Origin of the sequence: Azospirillum cavernae, from assembly GCF_003590795.1 — a bacterium.
Lineage (GTDB): Bacteria > Pseudomonadota > Alphaproteobacteria > Azospirillales > Azospirillaceae > Azospirillum > Azospirillum cavernae.
In genome coordinates this window covers 2437061-2450500 of record NZ_QYUL01000001.1, presented here as the reverse complement: position 1 = coordinate 2450500, position 13440 = coordinate 2437061, and the positions used below count along the sequence as shown (strand labels likewise).

Annotated in this window: 20 protein-coding genes; 17 read left to right on the top strand and 3 right to left on the bottom strand. The window is 67.0% G+C overall.

The genetic code is table 11. From position 1 onward, the window contains the following. The first annotated feature begins 181 nt into the window (after positions 1 to 181). The 17 genes from D3877_RS11430 to D3877_RS11355 all read left to right on the top strand — a co-directional run bounded on the left by D3877_RS11430 (position 182) and on the right by D3877_RS11355 (position 11255). Positions 182 to 1504, top strand: coding sequence for a cell wall hydrolase (locus tag D3877_RS11430; protein WP_147395161.1), 1323 nt, complete (start codon positions 182 to 184; stop codon positions 1502 to 1504). After that, positions 1446 to 2447 carry a DNA circularization N-terminal domain-containing protein gene (locus D3877_RS30560; protein ID WP_238474859.1) on the top strand — a complete coding sequence of 334 codons (1002 nt, stop codon included), beginning with the start codon at positions 1446 to 1448 and terminating at the stop codon, positions 2445 to 2447. Before D3877_RS11430 ends, D3877_RS30560 begins: the two co-directional genes overlap by 59 nt. Further along, complete coding sequence (locus D3877_RS11420; protein WP_119830678.1) at positions 2398 to 2772, top strand: hypothetical protein; 375 nt, start codon at positions 2398 to 2400, stop codon at positions 2770 to 2772. The genes D3877_RS30560 and D3877_RS11420 overlap by 50 nt, the downstream gene beginning before the upstream one ends. Then, on the top strand, positions 2772 to 3845 hold the full coding sequence (locus D3877_RS11415) for a phage baseplate assembly protein (protein WP_199720745.1): 1074 nt from the start codon (positions 2772 to 2774) through the stop codon (positions 3843 to 3845). Before D3877_RS11420 ends, D3877_RS11415 begins: the two co-directional genes overlap by 1 nt. Further along, positions 3842 to 4423 (top strand): phage baseplate assembly protein V, encoded by a 582-nt coding sequence (locus D3877_RS11410; protein ID WP_119830439.1) that lies wholly within the window; start codon positions 3842 to 3844, stop codon positions 4421 to 4423. The genes D3877_RS11415 and D3877_RS11410 overlap by 4 nt, the downstream gene beginning before the upstream one ends. Before the next feature lie 2 nt (positions 4424 to 4425). After that, positions 4426 to 4860 (top strand): phage GP46 family protein, encoded by a 435-nt coding sequence (locus D3877_RS11405; RefSeq protein ID WP_119830677.1) that lies wholly within the window; start codon positions 4426 to 4428, stop codon positions 4858 to 4860. Continuing rightward, complete coding sequence (locus D3877_RS11400; protein ID WP_119830676.1) at positions 4860 to 5960, top strand: baseplate J/gp47 family protein; 1101 nt, start codon at positions 4860 to 4862, stop codon at positions 5958 to 5960. The genes D3877_RS11405 and D3877_RS11400 overlap by 1 nt, the downstream gene beginning before the upstream one ends. A gap of 7 nt (positions 5961 to 5967) precedes the next feature. After that, the gene (locus tag D3877_RS11395; protein WP_119830675.1) at positions 5968 to 6615 is read left to right on the top strand and encodes a YmfQ family protein; all 648 of its coding nucleotides are present in this window, start codon (positions 5968 to 5970) and stop codon (positions 6613 to 6615) included. A gap of 1 nt (position 6616) precedes the next feature. Next, positions 6617 to 7084: a phage tail protein gene (locus D3877_RS11390; protein ID WP_238474835.1), complete on the top strand. Its 468-nt coding sequence runs from the start codon at positions 6617 to 6619 to the stop codon at positions 7082 to 7084. 2 nt (positions 7085 to 7086) lie between these two features. After that, a complete protein-coding gene (locus tag D3877_RS11385) occupies positions 7087 to 8445 on the top strand; it encodes a glycine-rich domain-containing protein (protein WP_119830673.1) in 1359 nt (452 codons plus the stop codon). Then, positions 8442 to 8984, top strand: a complete 543-nt coding sequence (locus D3877_RS11380) for a DUF4376 domain-containing protein (protein WP_147395159.1) — start codon at positions 8442 to 8444, stop codon at positions 8982 to 8984. Before D3877_RS11385 ends, D3877_RS11380 begins: the two co-directional genes overlap by 4 nt. 80 nt (positions 8985 to 9064) lie before the next feature. Continuing rightward, entirely contained in the window at positions 9065 to 9397 is a 333-nt protein-coding gene (locus D3877_RS11375; protein ID WP_119830671.1) for a hypothetical protein, read from the top strand. Positions 9398 to 9493: 96 nt separating this feature from the next. Beyond that, entirely contained in the window at positions 9494 to 9889 is a 396-nt protein-coding gene (locus D3877_RS11370; RefSeq protein WP_119830670.1) for a hypothetical protein, read from the top strand. 258 nt (positions 9890 to 10147) lie between these two features. After that, positions 10148 to 10501, top strand: coding sequence for a ribbon-helix-helix domain-containing protein (locus D3877_RS11365; protein WP_119830669.1), 354 nt, complete (start codon positions 10148 to 10150; stop codon positions 10499 to 10501). Between the two features lie 27 nt (positions 10502 to 10528). Next, a complete protein-coding gene (locus D3877_RS11360) occupies positions 10529 to 10813 on the top strand; it encodes a ribbon-helix-helix domain-containing protein (protein WP_158599875.1) in 285 nt (94 codons plus the stop codon). A 20-nt stretch (positions 10814 to 10833) separates the two neighbouring features. Beyond that, positions 10834 to 10962 carry a hypothetical protein gene (locus D3877_RS30835; RefSeq protein ID WP_274379618.1) on the top strand — a complete coding sequence of 43 codons (129 nt, stop codon included), beginning with the start codon at positions 10834 to 10836 and terminating at the stop codon, positions 10960 to 10962. Then, positions 10959 to 11255, top strand: a complete 297-nt coding sequence (locus D3877_RS11355; RefSeq protein ID WP_119830667.1) for a hypothetical protein — start codon at positions 10959 to 10961, stop codon at positions 11253 to 11255. The genes D3877_RS30835 and D3877_RS11355 overlap by 4 nt, the downstream gene beginning before the upstream one ends. 10 nt (positions 11256 to 11265) lie before the next feature. Here the strand turns inward: D3877_RS11355 and D3877_RS11350 are convergent, their stop codons facing one another. The 3 genes from D3877_RS11350 to D3877_RS11340 form a co-directional block, all read right to left on the bottom strand. Beyond that, positions 11266 to 11520: a hypothetical protein gene (locus D3877_RS11350; protein WP_119830666.1), complete on the bottom strand. Its 255-nt coding sequence runs from the start codon at positions 11518 to 11520 to the stop codon at positions 11266 to 11268. A 14-nt stretch (positions 11521 to 11534) separates the two neighbouring features. Continuing rightward, the gene (locus D3877_RS11345) at positions 11535 to 12377 is read right to left on the bottom strand and encodes a DNA/RNA non-specific endonuclease (protein ID WP_119830939.1); all 843 of its coding nucleotides are present in this window, start codon (positions 12375 to 12377) and stop codon (positions 11535 to 11537) included. A 79-nt stretch (positions 12378 to 12456) separates the two neighbouring features. Continuing rightward, positions 12457 to 13326: a DMT family transporter gene (locus tag D3877_RS11340; protein WP_119830665.1), complete on the bottom strand. Its 870-nt coding sequence runs from the start codon at positions 13324 to 13326 to the stop codon at positions 12457 to 12459. Positions 13327 to 13440 lie beyond the last annotated feature (114 nt).

The window sequence follows — 13440 nt, the reverse complement described above, 5'->3', positions numbered from 1 at the left end:
GAGTTGGGACAGTCGCTCAATCGGCTGAAAGCCGCCGCCCAAGGCGTTGGGGCCACGATTGAGGCGTCTTACGCTGACCGATTTGGCGGCATCATCGACAAAACCGCCGATTGGGCGGCGGCCAACAAGCCGTTGGCGGCGGATTGGCCGAGGTCGGCGTCGCTTTGGGGGTGGTGGCCGTGTGGCGCGGTTTCACCCGGTGCTGGGCCTGATCGCGGGGATCGTCCAGGGGGCGGCCCTGATCTACGAACATTGGAACGGGATCGGCGATTTCGTCCGTGGCGAGCTGGACAAGATCAGCAAAGCCGAGCCGTTCCGGTTTGGCGTCCGTGAACAGACGACCGAAGAAAAGAAGCAGCGGGAAGATTCCGGCTGGCCGAGCTGGCTGCCACATTTCAGCCTGAAATCGGCCACGCCGGAGGAAAAACCCGCCATCGCCGCGCCCCCAGGCCAGCCACCGGAGAAATCCTGGTGGCGGAGCCTGTTCGTCACCCCCGCCAACGCCGCCGTGCCTCCCGCCGCCGCGCCGTCGGCGCCCGCCGTCGCCGCGCCGCAATCCACAGCCGCCGCTCTGCCGACGGCTGTCCCGCCCGTGACGGTCGGCGCGGACGCCAAGGCGATCACCCTCGATCCGACGGCGGTGGAGGCGTTGACCCGCGTCGCCATCGCCGAGGCGGGAAACCAGGGGGCTGTGGGGTTGGAAGGGGTGGTGCGGACGGTCCTGAACCGATCGGCCCATCCAGCGTGGGGCGGGTCCATCCCCGACCTGGTCAACCAGCGCGGTCAGTTCGAGCCGGTGATGCGGGCGGGTGGCGACTGGCGGAACCTGCCATCGGGATCCGGAGCGCAACGGGCGACGGTGCAAGGCATCCTGGACGGGATCGCCAGCGGGCGGCGGACCGACCCGACCGGCGGCGCCACCTATTTCCTCAACCGCGACATTTCCGAGCGGCGCGGCACTGATTTCGGTCGGGGCCGGGACGATCTGCGGTCGGCGGAAATCGGCGACCACAGCTTCTACAAGCCCGGCGTGTTCGGGGAAAAGCCAACGCCGGTGCCGAATTATTCGGTGTTGCTGTCGGACCTCGCCAAGGCGCAGGCGGAACAAGCGCGGGCGGCCACCGCCAATCCGGGGCAACCCGGCCAACAGGGCCGCAACAGGGGCAACCGATCCAGGTTGACGTGCGCTTCTCCGGCGCTGTGCCGCCGGGAACGACGGCGTCGGTGCAGGGCCAGCCGGACAGCATCTTCGCGCCAACACGCGTCAATTACTCCACTCCCGACTTTGCGAGGCCGTGATGCCCAACCGCAACGCCTATCAGGCCCTTGGCGGCGCGCTGGATCGCGTCACCAACGCCGCTGGTCGCTTGGGCGTCGATCTGGCCGGGTTCGACGGCGGCGCCGGGCCGTGGCACACCCGCCTTCAGACCGCGTCGTTTCGGGGCGTGCCCTTCGGCGTCATCGGATCGGCCTCGGAGTTTGGCCGCCGCGTCGCCGTCCATGAATACCCCTACCGGGATTCGGTGTGGGTGGAGGATTTGGGGCGCGGGCCGCGCCGCATCAGCCTGATCGGATTCCTGGTCGAGGGGTCGGTCCAGTATGGCGGGGGCGACGTGCTGGCCCAGCGCGACCGGCTGGTGCGGGCGTGCGAGACGGCGGGCGAGGCCGAGTTGGTTCATCCGACCTTGGGTCGGAAATCGGTCGCTCTGCTGCGCTTTCACGTCGTTGAGCGCCGCCGCGAAGGCCGGGTGTTCGAAATCACGCTGGATTGCGTCGAGGCGGGAAAGCTCCAGTTTCCCGAGGGCGGCGCGACCAGCGTCGGCCAGATCGAGGCGGCGGCGGACGCCGTCGGAGCCGCCGCCGTTCTGGATTTCGTCCAAACGGTGGGCGGGTTGCTCAAGCAGGGATCGGCCATCTTGCGGCAGATCGTCAGCGCGGTCGGCGTCTATGTCCGGGCGGTCTTTCGCCTGATCGACGACGCGACGAACCTCTACAACGCCGTGCGCGACCTGCCCGGAGCGTTCGGTCGCTTCATCGGCGGCACAAAGGTCCAGGGTCGGCGGCGTGGCGCGACGACGGCTTTCCCCGCCACTCTCCCCGCCCTGAAGGCCGCCACGGCGGCGCGGCGGGCGACGGTGGCGCAGGCGGGCGCGGACGCGATGGCGCAGGCGAACGCGTTGACGGCGGCGAGCCTGCCAACCGCCGCCGCGAGCGTCGCCGCGCTGGTGTCCGCCGCCGCCCGCGCCACCCCCAACGCGACGGACGCGCTGCGCCTGCTGACGCCGCTGGCCAGTTTTTCGCCGGTCTCCCCCGTCAGTTCAGGGACCGTCGGTTCAGGGGCGCCCCTTCGGGCCGTCGCCGTCGCCGACCCCGGCGGCCACGGCCACGGCCACGCTGGTGCGGCGCGCCGCCTTGGCGGAGGTGGCGCGGGCCGCCGCGCGGTATGAGCCGCCATCGCACGACCAGGCGGTTGAGACGCGCAGCCGGGTGGTGGAGCTGATCGACGCCGAAATGACGCGGGCGGGCGACGCCGGGCAGGACCAGACCTACCAGGCGCTGCGCGCCCTGCGCACCGCCGTCTCGGTTGATTTGACCGAGCGCGGAGCCAGCCTCACGCGCCGCGTGGTCGTGTCCACAGCCCGCCCGCAACCCGCTTTGGTGTTGGCGCAGCGGCTCTACCAGGACCCTGCGCGCAGCGACGAGCTGGTCGAGCAATCCGGCGCGATCCACCCGGCCTTTCTGCCGGTCTCCTTCAACGCCTTGGCGGAGTGATGATGATCGACGACCTGACCCTGGTGATTGGCGGCGCCGCCGGGCGCAAGCTCTCCGGCTGGCAGCAGCTGCGGGTGACGCGCGGCGTCGAACGCTTGCCGTCCGACTTCGACATCACCTTCACCGAGCGCTTTCCGGGCGAGGTGGCGAGCGTCGTCGTCAAGGAGGGCGATGAATGCCAGGTGCTGCTCGGCTCCGATCTGGTGCTGACCGGCTATGTGGACCGCTTCATCCCAGCCATTGACCGCCAGTCGCACAGCCTGCGGGTGACGGGGCGCGGGAAATGCCAGGATTTGGTCGATTGTTCGGCGGAATGGCCCAGCAACCAGATCAGCAGCGCCGACGTGTTGAGCATCGCCGCGAAGCTGGCCCAGCCCTATGGCGTCACGGTCAGCGCCTTGACCGACGTCGGTCCGCCGATCCCGCAGATCAATCTCATGTGGGGCGAGACGCCCTTCGCGGTGATCGAGCGGATCGCCCGGTTTCGCGCTCTGCTGGCTTACGACGGGCCGGACGGCAACCTCGTCCTGTCGCGCGTCGGAACGGTCGAGCACGCCAGCGGTTTCGCCCAGGGCGCGAATGTCGAGAGTGCCGTCGCCCTGTTCTCGATGGATCAGCGCTTTTCAGAATACGTCGTGCGCTCCCTCTCCATGGCGCCCTTGGGCGAGGCTGGTCCTGACGGCGACATCCGGGCCATCGTGCGCGACGCCGGGGTGACGCGCCACCGCAAGCGCTTCATCATCGCCGAATCCGGGATCGTGGCGCTGGGGCTGTCGGAGCAGCGGGGCCGCTGGGAAATGGCCCGGCGCGCGGGGCGCTCCTTCCAGGTGCGGTTGACTGTGGACAGCTGGCGCGACGCGGCGGGCGAGCTGTGGACGCCGAACCGGCTGGCGCGGGTCACGCTGCCCAGCCTGCACCTGGACGCAACATGGATCATCGCCGAGGTGACGTATCAGCGCGGCCCGTCCGGCACCTCGGCCAGCCTGGTGCTGATGCCGCCATCCGCCTTCGAGCTGGCCCCGACCGTGCTGGTCCCTATCCTGTCAGACGTCACGCCGGGGGCGCGGCCATGAGCGATCCGGGACTGATCGAGCGCCTTTACACCCGCGCGCTGCTGGCGATTGGCCGGGGCCGGATCACCGCCGTCACCGATGGCGGCGCGGTGCAGACGATGCAGGTCCGCTTGGGCGTCGATGAGCTGCGCGACAACACCCCGCGCCTCATCGAATACGGCCTCTCGTCGGTCCCGCCGATCGGCAGCGACGTCGTGCTGCTGTTCGTCGGCGGCGACCGCTCAATGGGCGTGGTGGTGGCCAGCGGCAATCAGGGCGCTCGGCCAAAGGGGCTGGCCGGTGGAGAGGTCTGCCTCTACGACGACCTCGGCCAATCGGTCCATTTGACCCGCAACGGCATCGTCGTCAAGGGCGCGGGGCTGCCGATCACGATTGAGGACACCCCCAGCCTGACGATCAAGGCAAGCGCGAAAGTCCGCATCGAGGCGCCGCTGCTGGAGGTGACGGGCGACATCATTGACCAGGTCGGCGGCGGCGGGCGCAGCATGGCCAGCATGCGGGCCATTTATAACGAGCACACGCACAACGGCGTGCAGCCGGGCGGGGCCAGCACGGCCATCCCCAACCAACAGGAATAGCCATGGCCGACATCCTGGTGTCCTGGATCGCCAACGACGCGCGGGGCGATTGGTCCCTGGTCTCTGGCGATCTGGACACGGGCGACGATCTGGCCACCGCCATCCTTCTCAGCCTGTTCACCGACCGCTCGGCGACCGCCTCCGACAGCCCGCCCGATGGCTCGGGCGACCGGCGCGGGTGGTGGGGGGATCGCGAGATCGGCTCGCGGCTGTGGCTGCTCGACCGCGCCAAGCAGACGGAAGAGACCCGGCGGCGCGCCGCCGATTACGTCGCCGAGGCGCTGCAATGGCTGATCGACGACGGCGTGGTCGCGCGCTTCACGATCCGCGTGGAATGGGCGCGCCGCTCGACCTTGGGCGTCTGGGTGATCGCCCACCGCAGCGACGGCCAATCGACCAGCTTTAACTTTGATTGGGCTTGGCAAGGAGTCGCCTGATGCCGTTTTCGCGTCCAACCCTCACCGACATCCGCCAGCAGGTGGCGCAGGACGTCGCCTCGGCGGTCGATGGTGGGGCCAACCTGTTGCGGCGGTCGGTGCTTGGGGTGCTGGGGGCGGCTCAAGCCGGGCTGGCGCATCTGCATTACGGCTATCTGGACTGGATCGCCAAGCAGGCCGTCCCCTTCACCTGCACCGACGAGGCCCTGGAGGGCTGGGCGGCCCTGAAGGGCGTCACCCGCAAGCCCGCCGCCGCCGCGACCGGAATCGTGACCTTCGCCGGGGCCGTCGGCGCCGTGATCCCGAGCGGAACGGCCATCGCCCGCGCCGCCGATGGCCGGGCGTTCACCAGCACCCAGACGGTTGCCGTTGGGGTTGCTGGAACGGCGAGCGTCCCGGTCCGCGCCGACGAGCCGGGGGCGGGCGGCAACACCGACGCGGGCGCGGCCTTCGCCTTGTCGCAAGCGGTTTCCGGCGTGCCGTCGTCGGGCACGAGCGGCGCGCTGATCGGCGGGGCGGATGTCGAGGCGGACGAGGAGCTGCGCACCCGCATGCTGACCGCCTACCAGATCACGGCGATGGGCGGCGCGCATGACGATTTCGTCAGCTGGGCGCTCGCCGTCCCCGGCGTGACGCGGTCCTGGTGCGTCCGCAACGGCGCGGGGCTGGGCACCGTCGTGCTGTTTGTGATGTTCGACGACGCGCAGGCCGCGCATGGTGGTTTTCCGCAAGGGTCGGACGGCGTGGCGAGCGCCGAAACTCGCGCGCAACCGGCCACCGGCGACCAGCTGACCGTCGCCAACGCGCTCTGGCCGCTCCAGCCGGTGACGGCGCTGGTCTATGTCGTCGCGCCGATCCCGTCGCCGCTGGTGCTGACCATCGCTGGAATCCCCCTGTCCTCGCAGGCGGCGGCGCGCGACGCCCTGATCGAACGCCTGCGCGAAGACGCCACGCCCGGCGGGACGGTGAAAATCAACCGCCTGTGGGAAGCGGTGCAGGTGGCGCTGGGCGATTCCAGCTTCGACATCAACGCGCCGCTGGACGACGTCTCAGCGCCGCCCGGCCACATGCTGACGCTGGGCGTCATCACCTTCGTTTGAGGTCGCCATGCCGCCACGTTACAGCCGCGCCGACTTTCGCGCGGCCTTGCAAGCCCTGCTGCCGACCGGGCGAATTTGGCCGCGTGAGGAAGGCACGACGCAGGCCCAGGTGCTCGACGGGCTGGCGGCGGTCTACGAACGACAGAGCGCGGACGCGGCGGCGCTGCTGAGCGACGCCTTTCCGGCGGGCGCGCACCAGCTGCTGCCGGATTGGGAAGCCACGCTCGCGGTCAGCGGCCAGACCACGTTGCAGCAGCGCCGCGCGGCGGTGGTGGCGCAGTTGATCGGCGTGGGCGGCCAAAGCATCCCCTACCTGACCGCCTACGCCAAGGCGCTGGGCTTCGACGTCACCATCACCCAATACGGCCCGGCGCGCGCCGGTGGCGCTCAAGCCGGGAGTCCCTGCTGCGGCGACGCTTGGTCCTTTGTCTGGTCCATCGGCCTGGTCCAATGGACATCCACGCACGCGCGCGCTGGTCAATCGGCGGCGGGCGAATCGCTCGCCGCGTGGGGCGAGGCGGCTTTCGAGACAGCCCTGCGCCGGGTTGCTGCGGCGCACACGCTGGTGCGCTTTTCCTACACCTCGCCAGACGCCGCGCCGTGGGATGACGGCCTGATCGGCTGGGATCATGGGTTCACCATTTGGGAGACATGACGTGACCAGCTCTGTAGACCCCAGCCTCTTCCGCACCGCACCCCGCCTGAGCGCTCTGCGTCAGACGCTGGAGATCATCCGCACCGAGTTGAACGCCCTGTTCAGCCGGAGCGCGGTGACGCCCACCGGGGCGTTGGAGGTCTTTGCGGGGGATGTGACGCCGCCGGATCGCCTGGCCTGCGATGGTCGCGCGGTGTCCCGCCAGACCTACCTCGACCTCTTCGGCGTGATCGGAACGCGCTGGGGCGCCGGTGACGGGGCGACCACCTTCAACCTGCCTAACATCCCGCCCCGATATCGCTTTGCTGCGGGAGGCAGCCAGACGACGCCGCAGCCGGTTCTGGTGACGCGGCAGGCGACGGATTCCCAGGGGAATCCCCTCGTGGTGGACGGCAGCCCGGTGATGGAGACCGTCACCGTCGTGATCGATCTGCCGCTGGCCAAAACCGTAACCACAATCAAGGTGTGAGAATGGACGCCATCGATCATCCGACCGCCGCGACCTCCTCGGGGCGGTCGCTCTTTACGGAGGGCAGCCCCGCCACCGGCCTTCCCGCCACCGTCATCACCGCCGACTGGCTCAACGGCGTCCAGAATGAGATGCTGACGGTGATCCAAACCGCAGGCCTCACGCCAGCGGGCGGCGACCATACCCAGCTGCTCCAGGCCATCCGAACGATTTCATCGACGGCGCAGGTGCGGCAACCCATCAACCTGGGTCCGGCGGCGGGCGCGATCGGCGTCAGCGGCACGCCGACGCTGTCGGCGTCGCCCTATTATTCGCTCTACGGGGTCGCTCAGGGGCAAGCGCGGTTTGAGATCGCCACAAGTCCCAGCTTTGCCACCATCCTGCACAGCGGCACGGTGGGGGCCGTGGCCTCTTACGCCGTCCCCGACTTGGTTTTGGCGACGACCGGCGTCTATTGGTGGCGGGCTGCTTACGCTGACGTCGAGGGGCATTGGTCGGCCCCCAGCACGCCGACGGCCTTCACCTGCGCGGCGATCTTTTCCTTTGTCGCCCGACCGACAAACCTGACGCCCGCCAACGGGTCGGCTGGGGCCGCGCTCCAGCCGACCCTGACCAGCTCGCCGTTTTCGGTTGTCGCCGGAGCGGACGCGCACGCGGCGTCACGCTGGCGGGTCTCGACGGTGCCCAGCTTCGACACGGTCGTCTACGACAGCGGGATCAGCGCCGGGGCCTTGACCTCCGTCACATTGCCATCGACCGCCGCTCTCACGCCGCTGACCGTCTATTATTTCCAGTGTCAACATCAAGGCGCCACGCTGGGCTGGTCCGATTGGTCCGCGCCGACGGCCTTCACCGCAGGCGCTGGAGCGGGCGAATGGATCTTTTCCACGCCTGGCACGACCACATTCACGGTGCCGGTGGGCGTCACGCTGCTGACCCAGGTGACGGTGGTGGGCGGCGGCGGTGGCGGCGGTTACGACACCAGCCAGTACGATTCATCCGAGGGCGGACCCGCCGGAAACGGCGGCGTGTCGATCAAGTACAATCTTCCTGTGACCCCAGGCCAGGTTTTCACCATCGTCGTTCCGGCGGGCGGATCACTTGGGCAGCCCGGCGGGTCCGCGTCCTTCGGAACGCTGTTGTCGGCGACCGGCGGGGCGGCAGGACCGAACGATCTCAACCAGCGTGGCGCGGACGGCACAGGAATCGGCGGTGACTACAACCCCGAATATCGGTCTCAATTCGCGACCTTCGGTGGGGTCAGTTACGGCGGGGGCGGCAGCGGCGGATCTCTGGCCTTCACCGGCGGGGCCGGAACGCCCGGTCGCGTCGGGGCGGTTTATATCAAGTGGGGTGGATGATGTGGGCACGCATTGACGTCGGCCTTTGCGCCGAGTTTGCAACCGACGATCCGACCGGCCTGTATCACCCATCGATTCTGTGGGTGCGGGTTCCTGACGCGTTGTCGGTCTGGGCCACGCACGATTATGTGTGCGTTGACGGCGCTGTCCAGCCGCCGACGCTCGACCACCTGCTCGCCCAGCTGCGTGCGGCTGTCGTCGAGCGTCGCAAGACCGAGCGCGACCGTGGCGTTCTGATTGGCGGCCAACGCTGGCGCAGCGACAAGGCCAGTTGCGACGACGTGTCCACCGCTCTGACCCTGGCCAATCAGGTCGAGCTGGCCGGTGGCGGCTTCGAGACGGTCTGGAAAACGGCGGACGGCTTCGCCCGCGTCGGCAAGGCCGCCCTGGCCGCCGCCGGGCTGGCCATCGGGGTTTTCGTGCAGGCCTGCTTCGCCCGCGAGGAGGAGTTGAGCGCCGCCATCGATGCGGCGACAACGATGGATGACGCGCTGACGGCTTACGCCGCCGGGATTGATCTGGGTTGGCCCGGCGGCTGAACCCAACCGCGACAACAGTCCAGTTTTCTTGGCCGCCCGGCATCCGCCCGGCGGCTTTTTTCATGCCTGAAAGGCCCATCATGACCCGCAACATTTTCGCGGCGCTTGCTGCCCTGTGCCTGCTTGTCGCCGCATGCACCACGACGCCAACCGGGCAGTCGGTCCCGGACATCCAGACCATCCGCGTCGGGCTGGAAGCTGCGCGCGTCACCGCGACTGTATTCCGTGATCGGCTTCCAGCAAAATCGTTGCCGCTGATCGACGCCGCGTTCGTCGTCGCCGGTGATGCGATTGACGGTGCTGCCAAGGCTCAAGCCGTCGGGGATGGTGTCACCCTGGCTGCGTCGTTGGCGGCGGCCCGTGGCGCGCTCGATCAGGTTGAGGTGCTCTTGGCTCCGGCCAAGGGGAACTGACGCGCTCGCTGACCAGACGGTCGATATTCCCAACTTCCTCGCCCGCGCCATTCGGTCGCGGGCTTTTTCATGACCAAAAACCCGAAAGGAACCATCATGGACATCGAAACCCTGCTCGCCACGCTGCTTGGCGATCACCCCAGCATCGTTGCCACGCTGGCCATGGCGGTGGCTGCCGCGTCCATCCTCGACGCTCTGTTGCCCCAACCCGCCCCGAACTCTCCCTGGCTCCCGGCGCGCAAGTTGCTGTCGGCAGTCGCCGCCAATGTCCGGCACGCTAGCAACGCCGGACAGCCGCCATTAGCCGGATCGCTTGCCAAGGTCGCGCGGGCCGTGATCGCTGGGCAGGGTGTGCGGCCCGAACCTGAAGCCGAACCGACACATGGTGAGGTGATTTGTCAAATCGCCGCAGAACTCAACCCGGCGGACCCGGTCGCCTATGCCGCTGGGATGGCGCGGATTGCGGATGTGGCGCGGAAGGCGGTCGGCTAAGCCTGATTGTCCAGTCCGGCCGCAAAAGCAGCCGATTTGCCTAGCCGGGCAAGCCCGCGCTGGTTCAGCAGCGCTACGGTCATGTCCATCATGGTAGCGATCTGCTTCATCACCGTGATGGGCTTGCTGTTTGGGGTGCTGGTACACCCATAGATATTTCAAAGGTGGGAATTCATTAATCGTTTCAAATTTATTTTGACTGTGATTATCCTAACAAGAATCACCTCTATGAAGAAAAACAATTTTTGAGGATGGGGTATGTTGCAACTGCCTATCGCCCGCCACATCGGCAATATGATGATCGAGCTTGAGCCGTATCTCTGGGGAGCGTTGGAGGACATAGCCCTGCGTGAGCAGCTCGACATCGACGGCTTGTGCGCATCGGTCCTGGATCGCCTGGAAGAACGTCAACGACGATATGGCGATGTCACCGATACATCCGCCGCTTTGGTGTCGGCGCTAAGGGTGTTGCCCGCATCCTACTATCGGCATGCGGCGATGATGGATGGCAACCCGAGTTCTGCGATTGTGGAACCCGACTTTACGACAGCTGACCCCCTGAGTGAAGTCCTTCACATACTGTCTGGGGTTGCTTCTGGCAAATCTGCATAAACCCGCATGCAGCCTCCGGAGTCTCCCGTGATTTGTCGCAACCTGAAGATTAACGGTCGCCGCACCAGCCTGCGGATGGAGCAGGACATGTGGGATGCTCTGAATCATGTTGCTGCGCTTCAGGGCGTCGCGCCCGCAGCGCTCGTTTCGGAGGTTGACCTGCAACGAGGCGAGGCGTCGACAACCGGCGCGCTGCGCGTTTACCTGCTGCGATATTACCGCGAGGCGCTGTGCAGGGTGATGGAGATGGAAGAGGTTCGCGACGAATTTCCGCGTCTCGCGCCAGCTCCCGATTACGTCACGGTCCAGTAGGCGGTTCGATGGCACAGGACATGCCAACCCCCATCTCCATCGTCCGCATCGTCAGGGAGGCTGCGAGCCTGCTGGCTCTGCTGGGTACGCTCTATATTTGGCGCGCATGGTCGAAGCTGCGTCAGCCGAACCAGAATGACCGATCATGAACCGGGGTATTGTCCGATTTTGCGCCGCTTCTGCGATGGTGATTGCGATGTTCCTGGCAGGCAGTGCGCTTGCCAGAAACGCCATCCTCTCCGACGACGAGATTCGCCAACAGATCATCGCCGATTCGATCCGATCCTACCCCGGCAATTGCGCTTGCCCCTACAGCACAATGCGCAACGGTCGGCGGTGTGGTGGTCGGAGCGCCTACAGAAAGCCGGGTGGTCGGGCACCGATCTGCTACGCGAACGACGTGACCGATGCCATGGTGGCGAGATGGAAGCAGGGGCGATGACGCCTCCGTTTCAGCCGAAGGGGTTCTGGACCTCGTCTGGTTTCTTCGGCAACTCGATCTGATCCGGCAGCCCCTTATCCGCCTCAAGCGCCTTGATGACACCATCGACCAGGACCTTCAACTCGCGCGCCAGGACCAGCCCCGCCTTGTCGCGGGTCAGATCGATGTTGCCGTAAACCGCGATCTTATCGACCCCGTTCTCGATGGTGAGACCGCCGATCCCGATGCTGTCCGCATCATTTGCGAAGGGCTTGATGGTGGGCATGTGGTTGGGCCTCGTCAGCGCAGGAGTTGTTTCAGGTAATCCAAAACAGATTTTTCCGGGATGGGTTCGGGCGCCTTCTTGGCCCCCTTCCCATGTGGTCTGGGTTGCGGCAGGTCGAGCACCGCCGCCTTGACTGCTGTCGGCAGGGTAGGGAACGGATCGACTCCGGCGACCTGCACGAGGTCGGCGATGGACACCCGCTGGTACTGGTCGCCCTCAGCGTTGGCCACGAGGTAGGCGGCGGCCTGCCGGTTCTTCGGATCGTAGACCGCCTTGAACAGGTGAGTCGGCACCAGCACCCGCCCCCCGATCCGTTTCAGGTTCTGCCCCTGGAAGATAGATCCGGTGACGACGTAGACCTCGCCATTCCGCCGGGTCAGGTCACGCACCGCTGATTCGATGCCCTCCCAGAGGTTCCGGTTGTTGGCGGGGTTCTGCGGAACCATGTTCGCCAGACTGAAGCTCTCGTTCTGGGACACCGGGTCCGGCATGTCGCCGCTGGGCGCCATGTGCCCACGGTCATAGCCGGAGCGAGCGTAGTCGGCCAGTTCGGCGCGTTCGTCCGGCGGCAGCCTCTGTTCGGAGTGAAACGTGTTTTTCCGTTCCAGCCCTTTTTGCCGATCCAGCCGCTCGCGCGTCAGGTGTTCTGCTGACCATAGCCCGGTGCGGGTCACGCCGGAGTGCAGCAGGCCATAGCCGACGTTGCAGAGTTCTTGGGTCTTGGCGGAAAGCTTTTCGTTGACCAGTTTCGGCGGCGCGCCATCGGCGAAATGTTGCGGACAAGCGGTGTCGGCAGCCTGCGCCGTTACGGTCATGAGCACGAGCGTCGCAGCAACGCCTATTGTCCTGAGCAACATCCGCGACTCCATTACAGCGAACCAAATCCGTGAAGCACCGTAGCTGCTCGCTCTGGACAAGACCATCCTCCTGTACGACTCACGCGCTTGATGCCCGCCAAGCCCCGGACGTGACCACCGCCGCAGCGGCCAGGGTGATGACCGACCCGGCCAGCACCAGGCCGGACGGCACCTCGCTGAACAGCAGGTAGCCGAGCGCGGCGCCGGCTGGCACCGTCAGAAAGTCGAAGGGCGCCAGGAATCCCACAGGGGCCAGGGCGAAGGCGCGCGCTGCGGTCAACTGCGCCACCACGGCGCACAGCCCAAGCACGACCAACACCGGCCAGTCGGCGACCGGCGGCGACACCCACACCGGCACCGCCACAGGCAGAGTCGCGGCCACCGACACGGCGGTGTAGATCAGCACGATCAGTTCAGCCGAGTTCGTGGCCGTCAGTCGGCGGACCGCCGTCTGCGATCCCGCCGAAGCGACCGACGCGACCAAGGCGGCGATGACGCCCCACCGCTGTTCCGGCAGCGCAAGCGCCGACCAGAGGGGCAGGGCAGCGCCAACGAACCCGATCACGACCGCGATCCACACCGCCGTGCCGGAGCGCTCGCCCAGCATGAGCCGCGCGGTGATTGGTAGCAGCAGGACGCGGGTAAAAAAGATCAGGCTGGCGAGCGCGAGCGGAATGGCGGTGAAGGCGTACATCAAGCTGTAGAGGGCGATGACGCCCAGCCCGCAGCGAATCGCATACCCCCGAGGATCGCGCGCCTTGCCCAGATCCGACACGAACCGCCACACCCCGATCAGCAGCAGGACACCGAAGGCCGCCCGAAAGAAGGCCAGCTCGGCGGTTGGCAGCTTCTGGCCGAGGAACTTTGCGGCGGCGGAAGACGCGGCAAAGGCGGCGGCCGATCCGACAGCCCAGAGCGCAGCCTTGAGGAGAGGGGCGGGAGTGGTCATTTCGCTCCGAGTCGCGCAAATTTTGACGCATCACCCCATATCAACCTGCGGAAAAATACGCAACCCAACGGGCTGTCACAAAATTTGACACTCGTTACAGAGGTGAAACTCTTA

Bases quoted from the DNA above. Each gene is read 5' to 3' on its own strand.
- D3877_RS11385 (WP_119830673.1), top strand. From the start codon at position 7,087: ATGGACGCCATCGATCATCCGACCGCCGCGACCTCCTCGGGGCGGTCG.
- D3877_RS11350 (WP_119830666.1), bottom strand. From the start codon at position 11,520: ATGCCCACCATCAAGCCCTTCGCAAATGATGCGGACAGCATCGGGATC.
- D3877_RS11365 (WP_119830669.1), top strand. From the start codon at position 10,148: ATGTTGCAACTGCCTATCGCCCGCCACATCGGCAATATGATGATCGAG.
- D3877_RS11410 (WP_119830439.1), top strand. From the start codon at position 3,842: ATGAGCGATCCGGGACTGATCGAGCGCCTTTACACCCGCGCGCTGCTG.
- D3877_RS11395 (WP_119830675.1), top strand. From the start codon at position 5,968: ATGCCGCCACGTTACAGCCGCGCCGACTTTCGCGCGGCCTTGCAAGCC.
- D3877_RS11370 (WP_119830670.1), top strand. From the start codon at position 9,494: ATGGACATCGAAACCCTGCTCGCCACGCTGCTTGGCGATCACCCCAGC.
- D3877_RS11380 (WP_147395159.1), top strand. From the start codon at position 8,442: ATGATGTGGGCACGCATTGACGTCGGCCTTTGCGCCGAGTTTGCAACC.
- D3877_RS11355 (WP_119830667.1), top strand. From the start codon at position 10,959: ATGAACCGGGGTATTGTCCGATTTTGCGCCGCTTCTGCGATGGTGATT.
- D3877_RS11340 (WP_119830665.1), bottom strand. From the start codon at position 13,326: ATGACCACTCCCGCCCCTCTCCTCAAGGCTGCGCTCTGGGCTGTCGGA.
- D3877_RS11415 (WP_199720745.1), top strand. From the start codon at position 2,772: ATGATGATCGACGACCTGACCCTGGTGATTGGCGGCGCCGCCGGGCGC.
- D3877_RS11400 (WP_119830676.1), top strand. From the start codon at position 4,860: ATGCCGTTTTCGCGTCCAACCCTCACCGACATCCGCCAGCAGGTGGCG.
- D3877_RS11375 (WP_119830671.1), top strand. From the start codon at position 9,065: ATGACCCGCAACATTTTCGCGGCGCTTGCTGCCCTGTGCCTGCTTGTC.
- D3877_RS30835 (WP_274379618.1), top strand. From the start codon at position 10,834: ATGCCAACCCCCATCTCCATCGTCCGCATCGTCAGGGAGGCTGCGAGC.
- D3877_RS11405 (WP_119830677.1), top strand. From the start codon at position 4,426: ATGGCCGACATCCTGGTGTCCTGGATCGCCAACGACGCGCGGGGCGAT.
- D3877_RS11345 (WP_119830939.1), bottom strand. From the start codon at position 12,377: ATGTTGCTCAGGACAATAGGCGTTGCTGCGACGCTCGTGCTCATGACC.